The sequence below is a fragment of the Shewanella sp. MTB7 genome (genome assembly GCF_027571385.1).
Lineage (GTDB): Bacteria > Pseudomonadota > Gammaproteobacteria > Enterobacterales > Shewanellaceae > Shewanella.
Genome location: NZ_CP085636.1, coordinates 1572366 through 1586918 on the forward strand (window position 1 = coordinate 1572366; position 14553 = coordinate 1586918).

13 protein-coding genes are annotated in these 14553 nt (G+C 39.3%); 5 read left to right on the forward strand and 8 right to left on the reverse strand.

Annotated elements, in window-relative coordinates:
• Nucleotides 1-14: 14 nt before the first annotated feature.
• The 5 genes from HWQ47_RS06560 to HWQ47_RS06580 form a co-directional block, all read right to left on the reverse strand.
• Nucleotides 15-2774, reverse strand: a complete 2760-nt coding sequence (locus tag HWQ47_RS06560) for a PAS domain-containing hybrid sensor histidine kinase/response regulator (RefSeq protein ID WP_269970372.1) — start codon at nucleotides 2772-2774, stop codon at nucleotides 15-17.
• A 138-nt stretch (nucleotides 2775-2912) separates the two neighbouring features.
• On the reverse strand, nucleotides 2913-4094 hold the full coding sequence (locus HWQ47_RS06565; RefSeq protein WP_269970373.1) for a response regulator: 1182 nt from the start codon (nucleotides 4092-4094) through the stop codon (nucleotides 2913-2915).
• Nucleotides 4039-4431 (reverse strand): Hpt domain-containing protein, encoded by a 393-nt coding sequence (locus HWQ47_RS06570; RefSeq protein WP_269970374.1) that lies wholly within the window; start codon nucleotides 4429-4431, stop codon nucleotides 4039-4041. The genes HWQ47_RS06565 and HWQ47_RS06570 overlap by 56 nt, the downstream gene beginning before the upstream one ends.
• On the reverse strand, nucleotides 4424-6898 hold the full coding sequence (locus tag HWQ47_RS06575; protein WP_269970375.1) for a PAS domain-containing hybrid sensor histidine kinase/response regulator: 2475 nt from the start codon (nucleotides 6896-6898) through the stop codon (nucleotides 4424-4426). Before HWQ47_RS06575 ends, HWQ47_RS06570 begins: the two co-directional genes overlap by 8 nt.
• Before the next feature lie 479 nt (nucleotides 6899-7377).
• The gene (locus HWQ47_RS06580; RefSeq protein WP_269970376.1) at nucleotides 7378-7851 is read right to left on the reverse strand and encodes a YcxB family protein; all 474 of its coding nucleotides are present in this window, start codon (nucleotides 7849-7851) and stop codon (nucleotides 7378-7380) included.
• Nucleotides 7852-7975: 124 nt separating this feature from the next.
• On the opposite strand from HWQ47_RS06580, the gene HWQ47_RS06585 reads away from it, so the two are divergent.
• Both HWQ47_RS06585 and HWQ47_RS06590 read left to right on the forward strand, forming a co-directional pair.
• A complete protein-coding gene (locus tag HWQ47_RS06585) occupies nucleotides 7976-8329 on the forward strand; it encodes a DUF1971 domain-containing protein (RefSeq protein WP_269970377.1) in 354 nt (117 codons plus the stop codon).
• Nucleotides 8330-8588: 259 nt separating this feature from the next.
• Complete coding sequence (locus tag HWQ47_RS06590) at nucleotides 8589-8837, forward strand: hypothetical protein (RefSeq protein ID WP_269970378.1); 249 nt, start codon at nucleotides 8589-8591, stop codon at nucleotides 8835-8837.
• Nucleotides 8838-8927: 90 nt separating this feature from the next.
• Here HWQ47_RS06590 and HWQ47_RS06595 read toward each other — a convergent pair whose 3' ends face one another.
• Complete coding sequence (locus tag HWQ47_RS06595) at nucleotides 8928-9347, reverse strand: VOC family protein (RefSeq protein WP_269970379.1); 420 nt, start codon at nucleotides 9345-9347, stop codon at nucleotides 8928-8930.
• Between the two features lie 97 nt (nucleotides 9348-9444).
• On the reverse strand, nucleotides 9445-10077 hold the full coding sequence (locus tag HWQ47_RS06600) for an NAD(P)H-dependent oxidoreductase (RefSeq protein WP_269970380.1): 633 nt from the start codon (nucleotides 10075-10077) through the stop codon (nucleotides 9445-9447).
• A gap of 208 nt (nucleotides 10078-10285) precedes the next feature.
• On the opposite strand from HWQ47_RS06600, the gene HWQ47_RS06605 reads away from it, so the two are divergent.
• The 3 genes from HWQ47_RS06605 to HWQ47_RS06615 all read left to right on the forward strand — a co-directional run bounded on the left by HWQ47_RS06605 (nucleotide 10286) and on the right by HWQ47_RS06615 (nucleotide 12784).
• Nucleotides 10286-10918: a helix-turn-helix transcriptional regulator gene (locus tag HWQ47_RS06605; RefSeq protein WP_269970381.1), complete on the forward strand. Its 633-nt coding sequence runs from the start codon at nucleotides 10286-10288 to the stop codon at nucleotides 10916-10918.
• Nucleotides 10919-11620: a pseudouridine synthase gene (locus HWQ47_RS06610; RefSeq protein ID WP_269970382.1), complete on the forward strand. Its 702-nt coding sequence runs from the start codon at nucleotides 10919-10921 to the stop codon at nucleotides 11618-11620. It begins immediately after the preceding gene.
• A gap of 543 nt (nucleotides 11621-12163) precedes the next feature.
• The gene (locus HWQ47_RS06615; RefSeq protein ID WP_269970383.1) at nucleotides 12164-12784 is read left to right on the forward strand and encodes an acetate uptake transporter; all 621 of its coding nucleotides are present in this window, start codon (nucleotides 12164-12166) and stop codon (nucleotides 12782-12784) included.
• A gap of 71 nt (nucleotides 12785-12855) precedes the next feature.
• On the opposite strand, the gene HWQ47_RS06620 is transcribed toward HWQ47_RS06615, so the two are convergent.
• The gene (locus HWQ47_RS06620; protein WP_269970384.1) at nucleotides 12856-14388 is read right to left on the reverse strand and encodes an MFS transporter; all 1533 of its coding nucleotides are present in this window, start codon (nucleotides 14386-14388) and stop codon (nucleotides 12856-12858) included.
• Between the last annotated feature and the right edge of the window lie 165 nt (nucleotides 14389-14553).

Genomic DNA, 14553 nt, shown 5'->3' on the forward strand with positions numbered 1-14553 from the left:
TTTTTTATTTAACATCAACTTACCTTGTACCATTTGTCTATCACTTTTTTTAAATCTTTTAATATAATAGGTTTGCTGACAAAATCATTCATCCCCATAGAATAGCAGTGTTCTTCATCACCGTTCATTGCGGCACCTGTTATGGCAATAATTGGAACGGGTTTTTTCTTATTTACTTTCTCTAACATCCTGATTTTATTGGTCATACTGTAGCCGTCTAGGTTTGGCATATGGCAATCGGTTAAAATTAATTTGTAGTCCATGCTTTGCCAATACTTTATTCCTTCAAGTCCATCGTCTGCAAGATCACATTGAAAACCTAATTTATTCAATTGTTTTACTATTAGCTTTTGATTTAAAAGATTGTCTTCGACAACAAGGATATCTGCAGGTTGAGAGAGAGCTTGATGGCAAATGTCCAAGTTATTGTCTAAGTCGTTTAATGATATTAAATCTGAATCTAAATCGAGATCTAATGGTTCTTCAACGATACTTTTCACGGAATCGATCAGTTGAAGCTTAGTCATTGGTTTTATCGGGAGTATGTGTCCATGGGGTATAAGTCTTCGTGCCTGAGACAACTCAGATCTTGGAATTGTGATTAAGAAATTATTTGCTTGCTTGTATCTCTGGTATAGACGTTGAAGTGAGTCTTGAGAGTTAGAAAGTGATCCTGAAAGCAGCATCACGATGTCATAGTTAATAAGGGCTATATCGAGATCCTCGATATTAATGAAGTCAACATGAGCTCCCTCGACTTTTAGTGGTTCAATGATGAAGTTATAGGCATCTATATTCTGCTTTGGCTTGATGACTGCTATGTTATAACTGTTTAGTTTTGGTTGAGGTTGATGTTTATCCTCTACTCGTAAAAAAGGGAGTTCAATTGTAAATGTCGAGCCTACATCAGGCTGGCTCTTCAGGCTTATCTCTCCTCCCATTAGATGAGTTAAATTTCTGCAGATAGCTAGTCCTAATCCTGTACCACCGTACTTCCTCGTGATTGAGTTTTGAGCTTGAGTGAATGGAGCGAATAATTTACTTTGATCTGTCTTATTGATTCCGATGCCATTATCCTCAACAATGAGTTTTATGCATATCTCCTCTTTGGTTATTTTAGTTATATCAGAGGTTAGACAAATCTTACCAGTTTCAAATTCTGAACGGGTAAACTTGATGGCGTTGCTCATTAGGTTATATAAAATTTGTCTTACCTTAACGGTGTCTCCTCTGACTAAGTTAGGTATTTGTGGATTTTCTATGATTTGTATATCTATTCGATTTTTCTGGGCATTAGGAAGAAAAATTTGAACTAAGTTGTCGATCATCTCTGTGATCGAGAAATCACTATATTCAACCTGCATTTTTCCGGCTTCAATTTTATTTATATCCAGAATATCATTGAGAATACAGATGAGGTTAGTTGCTGAAGTTGATGCGGTTTCAATTAGTTCCTTAGATTCATATGATTGCTCTGTGAGGTTAAGTAGATCGAGTGAACCTATGACGGCATTCATCGGGGTACGTAGTTCGTGACTCATCATTGAGAGAAATTCGCTCTTGGTCTGGTTAGCTTTTTCGGCTCTTTCCTTTGCCTGTTGAAATTCAATAGTTCGTTGAACGACTCTCATTTCAAGTTCGTTATTCGCTACTTTTAGTTTTTTCTGGGCTTTGTAAATAGGGGATTGGTCTATACAGATCCCATCAATTCGACAAATTTGATGGTTGTCATCTCGCCCAACTTTTCCTTTTCCTAATATATATTTAATTTCACCGTTTGGTAAAATTGTACGATATTCTTGATCGAAAAAATCCCCAGTATTGATAGAATGTTTGATAGCATCATGTACTTGGGGCATATCATCGGGGTGTAACCTTTTGAGCCAAGAACCCAAATTACCAACATCATGGGCCTCCAATGCAAACATTTTGTTAGCCCGCTCATCCCAGTCCCATATCCACTCCTTTTTTGCACTGTATACACCTCGCCAATTGCCAATTTCACCAGCATCTAGTGCGATATTTCTACTTTCAGTGGCTTCATGTAAAGCAAATAATGTTTCTTTTTCCTGAGTGCAATCTATCAGAGACCCCGTGATTAATTGTTGATTATTCTTGAGTAGTACGACCTCACCTCTGAGTTCAAACCATCTGACATTTTTCTTTATCAGGAGCCTGCAATCAAAACAAAATTGTTCACCCGTTTTTAGTTTATTCTCTTGAAATACAGAAAATTTATTCTGATCATTGGGGCTTACCATATTGGTAAATTCGTCCCAACTCATTTCAGAAGCTAGATCTATATCAATAAGTGCCTTAAAGCTTGTAGATAAAAAACTGTGCTGTCTAATAGGATCAAACTCCCAGATCCCGATGTTTGCTACATTGATGGCATGTTCTAGCCGTTCCAGTTTATTGCTTGTTTTATATTTTTTAGCCGTGCATCTGCTACATTCATTAACGATAAGCCAGTAATCTCCTGCATTTAGTGGACTTTTGTTTATGGCAACGTTGACACAGATATTTCGATCATTAACTGTTAAGAAAGAGAAGAAACTCGTTTGAATTTCTAAATGTTGTAGAAATTCATCCTGACTGCTATTTGCTTTATCTTGAAATATTTGAAAACAGCTGCTAGCCAGCTTTCCTGTAAGACTTGAATTGGATATATCAAATTCATTTTGAAAGTGTGAGTTTATATGAATTATGCATCCTGCTTTATTACAGACCATGATAGGAAAAGGGGTAAGATCTATCGATGAGTTCGCGTACATAGTCCTTGTACTCCATAGGGGTAATCCTTTCATTAATCATAGCAGCAGTTGTTTTTTTAGGATGTCGATTACAGTGATAGGCTTTAACGGTATGCAATCAGTTTGCTAAGTGATAATAAAATATGTTGAAGTATTCGGCTAATTAAGTACTTTGTTTACGGCTTCTAGGATCTCTCTTTTTGTTGATGGTTTAAGGATATAGCCTTTCAAACCTTGCTCAGCCCAAGTTTTGATCAGGTCTTTGTTCTTATTTCCAGTGAGCGCGATGATGGGGAGTTTCTTACACCCTGTTACAGTTTTTATCTGTTTAGTGGTATTAATACCATCAAGATTTGGCATAAATAGATCCATTAAGACTAAGTCGTAATGGGTGTTTTTTATTTTTTTTAAGGCATTTAAACCATCACTAGCCTCATCTGTATCGTATTTTTCTTTAACTAGAATGTTGACCAACATGTCCCTATAGAGTTTATTATCTTCCACGACTAGAATCTTAACTGCTCCTTTAGGAGGATTAGTTAATGAACTCGCTGTATTAGATAAAGCCTCTAGGATGCTTTGTTGATCTGGCACCGATATTTTGTTCATCTCTTCGACCCGAGCCTCAAGCTCCTTGATCCCAACTTGTTTAACGAGTAGTTGGTTAATCATTTTATCTAAGCCTGCTTTAATATTACCTTCTAATTCGACGAGTAAAGGTTCGATATGAGTTTTATTAATTTTTTGAATAAGCTGTTCTGAGGCCGAAGGGGTCTGGGTTACTTCATTTGCATTTTTAAGATTATTTTTACAGGCTGCAATAGAGTTGAGTAGGTCGTGTTTACATGTACCGGCCTCATCAATAAGTAGCGCGAGGTCCTCTCCGATACTTTCCAGTTGATTATCTTGAAATCCTATATATTGGCTGGTGGATTGGCTTATCTGTAAACCATTGTGAACGATCATTTTTAGGCGGAATTTTTCATAAAGTGGTTGGTAAACAAAATAATTATCAAATAGCCCTTTGATGCAGCATCGAAATGCAGCTCCTGACTCGCGGTTTTTACACAGTAAAATACTATGATGGGGGTAGTTCAAACTGTGGTCTGTGATTAGTTGGGTGTAGAACTTAATACTTTTTTGAACACAACTTAAGGCTAATAATATGACTGAAGGCCGATACTTTTTAATTTTATTGCCTATCTCCTTGTCGACCAATAACGTTCGATAATCTTCTACTTGTTCTGCAATAATGCTTGCAGCACCAAGAATGTCATCTTCGTTGTCATAGAGCATTATCACCTTGGGATGACGACATGCTGGAGTTGGGTGTGCTGTCATCAGTAATTACTCCGTGAACTTGTTTTAATGACACTTTCAATTTGAGAATTAAATTCTTGCATTGTAATTTATCTTCCGCATTACCAGAATTTTCCAGTGCTTTTAGTAGGTGTGATGTTTGTTCTGCACCTACCGCTGCAGCTGAGGTTTTTAAAAAGTGAGCTTCCTCTTTAACCCCGATTAACGATCCTTGGTTGTACATGTGAATGATTTTTAGTAGTGACTCTTTTGCCTGCTTTAAGAAATCAATTTCAAACTGTCTTATCATAACGGGATCATCACCGATTAGATCTAACATGATATTCTTGTTTAATACCTTTAAATTTGATTCAGTCATTCAGATACCACTTCTCAATTACTTGTTTTAAATCCTTCAGTAAAATGGGCTTACTAACAAAGTCGTTCATCCCTGTTGATAAGCAGTGCTCTGCATCTCCAGTCATCGCGGCTCCAGTAACGGCCACTATAGGCGTCGTTCTCTTGTTATATTGTTTTTCTAGCTGACGAATTTTAGTTGTCATGTCATAGCCGTCAAGATTTGGCATATGGCAGTCGGTTAAAATAATTTTATAGTCAGTCCTCTCCCAATGTTTTATGCCATCTAAACCATCTTTCGCGATATCGCATTGATATCCTAAGGCGGATAGTTGTTTTACTATCAACTTTTGATTTAGAGGATTATCTTCGACCACTAACACATCAATTGTGGTAGATAGTTCCTCTATAGGGTTGGATTCACTGTTGAGGTTATCAACATCGAGATCGTTTAAGTTTAATTCGTCCAAACTTAAATCATCTAAATCTAAGCATAGTTCATTGTCGATTGATTTCTTAACTGAGGCGATAAGTTGTGACCGAGTCATAGGATGCGTGGGTAATATAGTGCTTTGTGGTAGCTGTTTTCTCAATAAGTGAGCTCGGTTACGTGGTATGCCTATTAATATTGAGTGTGCATTACCACATTGTCGATAGAGCTTTTCAATTATAGGGAAATCGGTACTCGTATCAGTGAGTAATATGATGAGGTCATAGGATGTGATATCTGTTCCCATGGATTGTACGTCGAGTATCAGGGACTGAGCACCTTCACTGATAAGATGTTGGGTGATGCTCTCTTGGTTCTCTCTATTATCCGTTAAATTGATTAAGGCTATGTGTGTTTTATAAAGCACTCCTTGAGGAAATTCCGACTTGTTTTTTGAGCGCCAAAATGGCAGTTCCACGGTGAAGTTAGCCCCCTCATTTGGTGTACTGGTTAATGATATTGCCCCTCCCATCAGTTGAGCTAAGTTACCACAGATGGCTAGACCTAATCCTGTACCACCGTACTCTCTTGTAGTGGAACGTTGGGCCTGAATAAAAGGGGTAAATAGCTTCTGCTGAGTTCCCTTATCTATGCCTATTCCATTATCGGTAATAGATATCGCAAGTTTATAGATAATACTATTGTGCTCAACAATATGAACGTCTAAGTGAACTTCTCCCTGTTTTTCCTTTGTTGTTGAGGTAAATTTCAATGCATTGCCTAGTAAATTAAAAATAATTTGACGTAGTTTAGTCGCGTCACCTTCTATGGTATTTGGAATATTGGGATCTTCGTTAACATGCAGGTTAATCTGTTTACTCCCGGCGATGGGACTGTACACTTGAACGACGTTACCTATGATATCTGTGATAGAGAGATCTCTTTGTTCAAGCAGCATCTTTCCGGCTTCAATCTTATTAATATCTAAAATATCATTTAAAATAGAGATTAAGTTATTGGCTGACGTCGTGGCGGTTTCGATGAGATCTTGAGATTCAGGTGTTTGCTTAGATAAAGAGAGTAGATCTAGTGAACCCAATACTGCATTCATTGGTGTTCTGAGTTCATGACTCATCATTGAGAGAAATGCACTCTTGGTTTGATTTGCCTCTTCGGCTCTTTCCTTGGCTTGTTGCAACTCCTGAGTACGTTCGATAATTCTGGCTTCAGCTTGAGTGTTGGCTTCTTGTAGTTCTGCTTGAATGTTGAAAAAAAGCGTTTGGTTGATACAGACTCCATCGATACGGCGGATCTTATTGTGACTATCTCGGCCTATTTTTGCTTTGGCATGCACGTAAATCAACTCTCCATTGGGAAGTACGGCGCGATACTGCTCATCGTAGAGGTCACCCGTTGTTAACGTGTGACCTAATGCGTTAATTGCCGCTTCTTTATCATCGGGATGAAGTCTTGCTACCCAGGTATCGAGTACACCGATCTTTTCTGGTTGCAGTGCAAACATAGCGTTAGCTTGAGTATCCCAACTCCATTCCCATTTGTTTTCTTCATTCAGTTCGGCGTGCCAATTTCCGATATTTCCAGCATCCAATGCATTGTTTTTGGCTACTATGGCAAATTTAAGTGCAGAGACGGCCTCTCTTGTTTGAGTACAATCGGTTAGGGAACCGGTGATCGTGCATTGCTGTTGGTCATTAATGAAAACTTCACTTCTTAATTCAAACCAGAGGTCGGTGTTGTTTACTGTTATTTTAATATCGAAGTTGTGTTGAGAGCCGACTTCAAGAGGAGTAGAGCTGAAAACATTAAATTGATCTTGGTGATCTGGATGTGCTCTTTTTATCAAATCGTCAAAAGTAAGAGGGTAATCAATTGATAGACCAATTAATTCTTTTAGTTTTGGTGAGAAGTAACAAGCTTGGGTTTGAGGTGTATATTCCCAGATGCCAATATTAGCCCCGCTAATAGCATAAGATAAACGGAGTAATTTACTCTTTGTTAAGGTCGTTTTAGACGGTTCGTTCTTGTATCGATTAATCACTACTCAGGCTCGGATGAAAAGCAGCGGAAGTGCATGATTCGAATACTATGTTGCAGTAGGTTTGATACTTTTCTCTTAAGTGCATAGATAAACACAGGGTTTGTTTATCGTAAACAGTGATGTGAGATAAAGTCAAGATGAATGCTGACATCGTATACATAACTTAATCACGCCTTATTATAATGAACTAGTCATATTTCTAAGAATAGCAGTTACCCCCTGCTTAGCCTTAGTTTGTGTAAGAAGATTATTTGTCTTCCGGTTCTATGTCGCTTGTTAGTTCTAGATGAAAATATGAACACAAAAATGATATGAGTTGAGATTAAATCTGAGAGGGATTAATGGCTAAAATATTACAATGGACTAGAACGACTATCTGCTCACTTGCGCCGACTAAGACCATATTAGCGTCATATTGATCAGTGATAGTCGGAATCATATGAATATTGAGGGCCAGTAGCAGCCCTCATTGACAATATTTATCTCAGTTTATTATTGATAAAATCGGTTGAATTAGCGTCTAACGTTCGTTTCGAGAGGTAGTTGGTTCCTGTAATATGTTTAATTAGATAGCCCCTGTCACTGCAACTATGTTCAGTTATATCTTTCCAGGGGATGTGACTATTTACATATTCTGACTGACTATGTATCCCTTGTTCATCGATGACAAGCTGAACTTCATTACCAGCCGCTTTACTCATCATCTGTCGCCACAGCCACCACGTCTTCTTAAATCTTACGCTTAACCCTTCCACGGCACCTAGACCGACAATAAACAATGATGCATAAGCGTTAACCCCTGTGAGAAGTAGGGAAGTACCGATCAGAAAAAAGCCGATAGATTTGTAGTAGGCTCGAATACTTTTATTATCAGTGACAGACTCTTCGAAGCACTCCGTAAAGTACTCTTTGTCTAACACGTAGGATTTTGTATAGCTAAATGGGCTGCTCATCGGGGCTAGTGTTGTCGGATTATGGGGCTAGTTTAACCTTTGAAGTATCCAAAGCAAATATTGTATTTGTAAGATGTCCCCATCTACACTGAAATAATGTCCAGTAATTCAGTTAGGCTGTGTTATGTCGTTTATTCCAAAAGGTTATGCTAATTACGAGTCAACGGATATTTTTACCAAAGAGAGTGTCCCCAAAGTGCTGTTGGCACCCCACTATACAAAAAGTGGAGTGTATGAACAGATCCATGTTCTGAGTGGCGCGCTTAAATACTTAGGTTATGAACCCCTCTCCCTTGTTGCCGACAAAGAGGTACTCGTAAAGGCTAATGAGACTGCAATGGCTCACCCTTATTATCTTCATCGATTAGAGCCTGTCAGCGATGATCTAAGATTTGAGATCCGTTTCTTTTCCCGAGTAAAGCCAGAGGCAAACTCAAAAATTTTCCCCAATGATTCGGAAAATATCAAACAAAAATAAGTTTTGGATGGTTTGCTGAAAATGGTTAATAGTATCTGATATTATGTGTGCAACGCTTGCTAAGCCTTTGGTTAACAAAATTTAACACGACATTTACACTGAAAGTGCCTAGAGTAACCTTTGTGATCTTCATTATAATTATCGTTTATGTTTTTAACACGATGGGTGTGAAGTAAGTAACAAAGGGGGACCAGTTTAATTCATTAGAGCTAGACCTATAAATAGTAGTGGTGCCTAGGCAAATAAACGGGGAGACGATATGTTAATTAGTAGCATAGCAGAGCTTTTTTTCTGGTTTTTTTGGGAGTTTTTACTCTCCTTTATCCTATATACGACGGGCGCCTTGGTGCTTAGACTTATCACATTTGGCAGAGTACGAAAGCCACTCTTTTCCCCCTCTATCTTTAGCAATGAGAAGCAACTTGCAAAGAATGACTTTTTTTCAGTGTACATAACAGGCTTCTTTTTCTATCTCATCTTACTGACTCTACTTATTTGGTTAGGATAAAATGAGTGTGGACATTGAACATTTGTTATTGCATGTGGCACATGTAAGGAAATTGAGTTGATCAGGTTCAATTCTTTCATCGTTGTTTAGTTAATCATATCTATTTCTCTGCCAAGGGGTATCACTTAAGTATTGGACAAACTCTATCTCATAACCGTCAGGATCTATATAATAGACATTCTGTCTGAATTCATCGACAGCACCCTCTTTATCGACGACAAAACCGGCTTCAGCCAAACGTGCTATGACACCATCAAGATCTGAGGTGACAAAAGCAAAGTGTGCCAGACCTAGTTGATGCCCTGTTAAATCCCTATTGACGCCTACACCGTCATCATTGAAAGTGAGGTACTGATAATCATCGCCAAAATGAACCCAGTTTCGATCTTTCCCATGCCAATTTGACTCCCCACCTCCTCGGACATTCCAGTGTGGAAAGGCTGCTTGGTAAAACGTTAGTGTGGTTGGGATGTCTGTAACGACTAAGTTAAGATGTTCTAGATGTATCATAGCTAACTCCTTTTTTGCTCTTATACTGACAGAGCATTATTGAACTTTTCATGGTGGGTTGAGTTGGTTTTCACCCGCCCAATATAGTTTGATTTTGTTACATACCGTAGATATATTCTTGTTGTTTTGGGTAAGGTTGAAATTGGTGTTTCTCGCGAATAGTACTTAAGGCTGCAGCATATTGATAAAGCATATGCAAACAGTATTGAATGCGCTCTTTAAGATCCGTATCTCTTGAATTCATGCTCGAATCGCTAATGATATTGTCGTCGGGTTGCTCATTTAGAACTTCTGCTACATGACGAATAATCAGGTGGTCAGGAAGAGCGACTAGTTTGTTGTTTTTAAGAGAATTCATCCTTAATTCAGCTATTGGGTAAGCGCCACTTATTCCGCTGACAACAGAGATCAACAAGGCTGGTTTATGCGCCGTCTCTTGGTTGTCACACATAAGCAGAAAATTCTTGAGTATGGGCGACGCCATTCCTCCCCATTCTGGTGTGATTAATATCATAGCATCGGCGCGTTTCACTTTCTGACTGATCAAGGGCCATGGATTGCCTTTAGCGAACTTACTCTCCGGCTTTCCGTCCCAGAAAGGCAGTTCATGGCGACAGAGCTCAATATGACTAACCTCTGTGAAATCGGTTGCAACCTTACTCAAATAGTTGGCAATTTTGGCACTTTGAGATTGAGTTCTTTGGCTGCCGCTGACAATAAGCAAATTCATTTTGTAAACCTTTTTGTTTATTTAATATAAAGTAATGTAATTACTTTATATAATAAAGTAAAGGTGAGATTTTAAATAAAGTAAATAAAAAAGTTTACTTAATATATGGATCAGTAATAATAGAGGAAGTAGAGTCATTTTCATCATGAATTTCAGCTGCTGGAAATCATGCTTGCTATGGCAAGTAAAGCTAGATGTAAGAGGTGTCATGAAAACCAGCGAGAAAATTGTTCAACTGCTTAAAGCCCTAGGCCCACAAACAGCTAAAGTGCTCGCTACTGAGTTGTCATTGACAACTATGGGGGTACGACAACATATGCAAGCTCTTGAGGATGAAGGGGACGTTCGCTTTGAAGATATTAAGGCGAGCCGAGGACGTCCCACTCGTGTCTGGTCTTTGACATCGAAGAGTAATAGTCACTTTGGTGATCGTCATGAAGAGCTTTCTGTGCAATTGATTGATTCAGTGATAGCCATATTTGGTGATTCAGGGCTAGACAAGTTGATCACTCATAGAGAGGAAGCTTCATTGGCTCTGTATCAACATAGACTCGTGAGGGAGACGACACTTCTAGCTAAATTGACAGCCTTAGCTGAGTTGAGAGAGGCTGAAGGGTATATGGCGAGCGTTATCCAAGAAGATGGTTTTTATTGGTTATTAGAGAATCACTGTCCAATTTGCGCCGCGGCAAGTCAATGTTTGAGCTTTTGTCGCTCAGAGCTGAACTTATTTCAGACCTTGCTTGATGGTGTTGCTACCGTTAACCGTGTAGAGCATATTATTGAAGGTGCTCGTCGCTGTGCTTATAAAGTTATTCCCATTAATCAGTTGATAAAATAGATGGAATCTAAACGTGGCCGTTTAGACCGGTTTATCAGTCAGCAACTTCAAATTAATCGCAAAAATGTCCGTTTAATGTTGGCCAAAGGTCAGGTTAGAGTAGACGGTGAGTTGGCTCGCGATATTGACTTGATTGTGGATGAATTTTCTCATATCTGCGTAGATGACAAGGTGCTACAAGCTAATCAAACTAGCTATGTGATGCTGCATAAACCTGTAGGTGTAGTTAGTGCGACTGTTGATGATAAACATAAGACAGTGATCGATCTTCTTGAATGGGATAACAAGGAGAGCCTGCATATTGTTGGTCGATTGGATCTTAATACATCAGGACTTCTGCTGCTAACCAATGATGGTCGTTGGTCTAAACGCTTGATGGATCCAGAACATAAGGTAGGAAAGCTGTATCGTGTTCATCTACACAATACGCTAACTTCAGAGTATATATCTGCGTTCGCACAAGGTATGTATTTTGAGTTTGAAGATATTACCACTTTGCCAGCTGAGCTTGAAATTGTTGATAGTCATACAGCTCTAGTGACACTTTATGAGGGACGTTATCATCAGATTAAACGTATGTTTGGTCGTTTTAGAAACCCTGTTATTGGTCTACACCGGATCTCTGTGGGATCAATACTGCTGGATAAAGGACTTGCCGTTGGGGAGAGTCGTGCTTTAACGGAGGATGAAGTTAAGGAATAACTAGCATAATGCGTTTTTTGCGGACAAGTTCACGCTGCTGCTAATTTTGTGATCGTTGACTCGTTAGTTCATTATTTCTACCTTTTGTGGTCCATGAAATTCAGCTGATAATTTCAATATGTGTGATGATGATCGCTATTATTAAGTAATTGTGATTTTGATGTGATTAGCGTTTTTTGCTTATTTTATATAGCAACAGACAGAATGTGTAACCAATTGAAAGTATAATGTATTGTGTGTTATTGTTGGAAATAAGACGCTAGAGAACTGTTATTTAAAAATGTTTATAACTTGTTGATAGTGCTTGTTATTCTGCATGTGGTCTTGCTGGTTTGTTTCATCTTACACCTCAAGTTTTACCTCGATTTTCTAATGCATAAGCTAGATTTTCTCATTTGCTCTGTGGGATCCCTTCAACTAGAATGCGCCGCGCACGATTTATACTTTAAGCACTCCTCGATGAAGCATATATAGAATCAGGACGTGGTTTGGCTATATTTCAAATAAATTTAATCTTGCTTGAAATTCCTGTAGGGAAAATAGATGTCAACTAAGCTAGCTAATCCAGCGCCTCTTGGGCTTATGGGTTTTGGTATGACCACCATACTGTTAAACATTCACAATGCGGGTTTCTTCCCTATCGATTCTATGATTTTATCTATGGGGTTATTCTATGGTGGCATTGGCCAAGTAATCGTCGGCATTATGTGCTTTAAACGTGGCGATACATTCGGCACCACAGCTTTCACTTCTTACGGCCTATTTTGGTTAACCTTGGTTGGCTTACTCGTTATGCCTAAAATGGGACTAAGCGAAGCGAGCCCTGCAGGTTTTATGGGTTGGTATTTAACTTTATGGGGGATCTTCACCGCATTTATGTTTGTAGGTTCATTACGTTACCCTCGTGCTAAGCAGGTCGTTTTTGGTTCGCTTACAATACTATTCTTCCTATTAGCAGCAAGAGATTTCACTGGTAGTGCATTAATTGGCACTATTGCTGGTTTCGAAGGTATTTTCTGTGGTGCAAGTGCTATCTATTTTGCAATGGCCCAAGTGCTAAATGCTGAATATGGCCGTACAATTTTACCTGTTGGTGAGCTTGTAGTGAAAGATAGTAAGCTATCTCCAGCTGATGAAATTGTCACTCAGTTAAACGCTGCGTAATCATTTCGATTTTAATCGAAAAAAGGCTGACATTTGATGTCAGCCTTTTTTATTTGGGCTAAATATCGAGATTAAGCTTGCTGTAATTTCAACAACCATTTGCCATACAGATAGATACCTACTGCTGATATTGTTCCTATTGCAGCAATAATATACCAAGCCATGCCGACATCATGGGTATTGTATAACAAGGTCGTGAGCATTTGTGCTGATTCACCTGTGTAAGCGACTAAAGTCGTGAACGCTTCTCCTTGGGGGATCGCATTTATCTCTTGGGCACTCATGCCACGTTGTGATAGTAACTCAAGTGAGAAAATCTCTTTTGATGCATAAATCTCATACAGTCTAGGACCAAAATATCCCTCTAGGGTCCAACCTATTCCTTGCGGCAGCATCACGAAGCCAAGGTACATGGCTTTTTTGCCTTCAGGGGCAATATTACCCATAAATTCGTTCTTCTTTGGGCTGATCATCATCTCACCAAATGAGAACATGACAATGGCGAGAACAACCATCCAAGCTGCATTGGTAGCACCAATCAATACGAAAGCGAAAATACTCAGTAGACATCCAGCTAACATGGCTGTAGTAATGCGGTATTTTGCTGTGAGTGCAGCCACCAAGAAGCAGGTGGTCATGATCATGCCGGCATTGAGATTCAGCATGCCTTCAGGCATCACCCTAGTGCCAGTATTATCTAAGCCTAACCAGAATTGAAAGAAACCGTTCGAAGTACCTTCAGGTCCAAATAGCGAAGTCACGATAACGCTGGTATCAACCCATTCAGCAATATAAATAGGCAAGACATCAAATAATGAGTTGAACAAGAACCAAAATCCTGCAAACACCAGCATGTAGTAGATCACTACAGGTTTTTTAAGTTCATGGAGCGCATCTTTCCAGAGTGCTTGTTGCTGGATCTCACCGGATTGTATCTTACGCTTACGCTCTAAACGCTCCTCCTTACCAGGTTCTTTATAGGCGAGTAAAAATAGGAAGTTAAGTGAAATGATAGCGGCACAGGCGTAGAAGACATTGTCCCAAGATAGCTGGCGCATGTGCACAGCGACCAGTGGCCCTAAGAAACCACCAATATTGACCACTTGATAGAAAATGCCCCAGGCCATAGAGGTGTTTTGCCTGCCGGTTGAGAGTACCAAGGTACCTTGAATACCCGGTTTGAATATCCCTGTTCCTCCAGCGAGTAATATGGCACCGAACAAAAAGCCATAGAAACTTGGGAAGAAGGCCATGACTAAATAGCCGCAAATTTTTATGATGGTGGATGCGAAGATGGTCTCTTTGTATCCGACTCTATCGGATATACCACCGGTAAATACTGGGATAAAGGTCTGCATCATGGCCCAAACAGCAAGAATGACACCGTAGTCGCTCAGGCTTATTCCTAAGCCTCCCTCTGACACTGGTGCTTTAGCATAAAGGCCAGCACTGGCCTTTACACCATAATAGGCAATACGCTCAACGAGCTCCATTCCGCCTACAATCCAAAAAATATAACTTAGGCTGGCAATAGAAGCCCACATACCTAACTGTTTCACTTCCCGCAGATCGTTATCCGCGTAAGCATCTTTGGAGTCGCTCATACTTTTCCTTTAATTATTATAATTATTTATTGTTATCTGTGTTATTTGTTCTGATTGCTTGTGTTTAAACGGGGCAACTGAGTATTTCAATGTGTGCCATAGAACTACTCACTTGTAACGTACTCGACACTTTACCTAATTCGACTGAGAAACACCAAGCGATTA

What these genes read in the sequence shown, in the direction of transcription:
- HWQ47_RS06565 (WP_269970373.1), bottom strand. Translation starts at nt 4,094, where the DNA reads ATGACAGCACACCCAACTCCAGCATGTCGTCATCCCAAGGTGATAATG.
- HWQ47_RS06580 (WP_269970376.1), bottom strand. Translation starts at nt 7,851, where the DNA reads ATGAGCAGCCCATTTAGCTATACAAAATCCTACGTGTTAGACAAAGAG.
- HWQ47_RS06605 (WP_269970381.1), top strand. Translation starts at nt 10,286, where the DNA reads ATGAAAACCAGCGAGAAAATTGTTCAACTGCTTAAAGCCCTAGGCCCA.
- HWQ47_RS06570 (WP_269970374.1), bottom strand. Translation starts at nt 4,431, where the DNA reads ATGACTGAATCAAATTTAAAGGTATTAAACAAGAATATCATGTTAGAT.
- HWQ47_RS06560 (WP_269970372.1), bottom strand. Translation starts at nt 2,774, where the DNA reads ATGTACGCGAACTCATCGATAGATCTTACCCCTTTTCCTATCATGGTC.
- HWQ47_RS06590 (WP_269970378.1), top strand. Translation starts at nt 8,589, where the DNA reads ATGTTAATTAGTAGCATAGCAGAGCTTTTTTTCTGGTTTTTTTGGGAG.
- HWQ47_RS06615 (WP_269970383.1), top strand. Translation starts at nt 12,164, where the DNA reads ATGTCAACTAAGCTAGCTAATCCAGCGCCTCTTGGGCTTATGGGTTTT.
- HWQ47_RS06600 (WP_269970380.1), bottom strand. Translation starts at nt 10,077, where the DNA reads ATGAATTTGCTTATTGTCAGCGGCAGCCAAAGAACTCAATCTCAAAGT.
- HWQ47_RS06620 (WP_269970384.1), bottom strand. Translation starts at nt 14,388, where the DNA reads ATGAGCGACTCCAAAGATGCTTACGCGGATAACGATCTGCGGGAAGTG.
- HWQ47_RS06595 (WP_269970379.1), bottom strand. Translation starts at nt 9,347, where the DNA reads ATGATACATCTAGAACATCTTAACTTAGTCGTTACAGACATCCCAACC.
- HWQ47_RS06610 (WP_269970382.1), top strand. Translation starts at nt 10,919, where the DNA reads ATGGAATCTAAACGTGGCCGTTTAGACCGGTTTATCAGTCAGCAACTT.
- HWQ47_RS06585 (WP_269970377.1), top strand. Translation starts at nt 7,976, where the DNA reads ATGTCGTTTATTCCAAAAGGTTATGCTAATTACGAGTCAACGGATATT.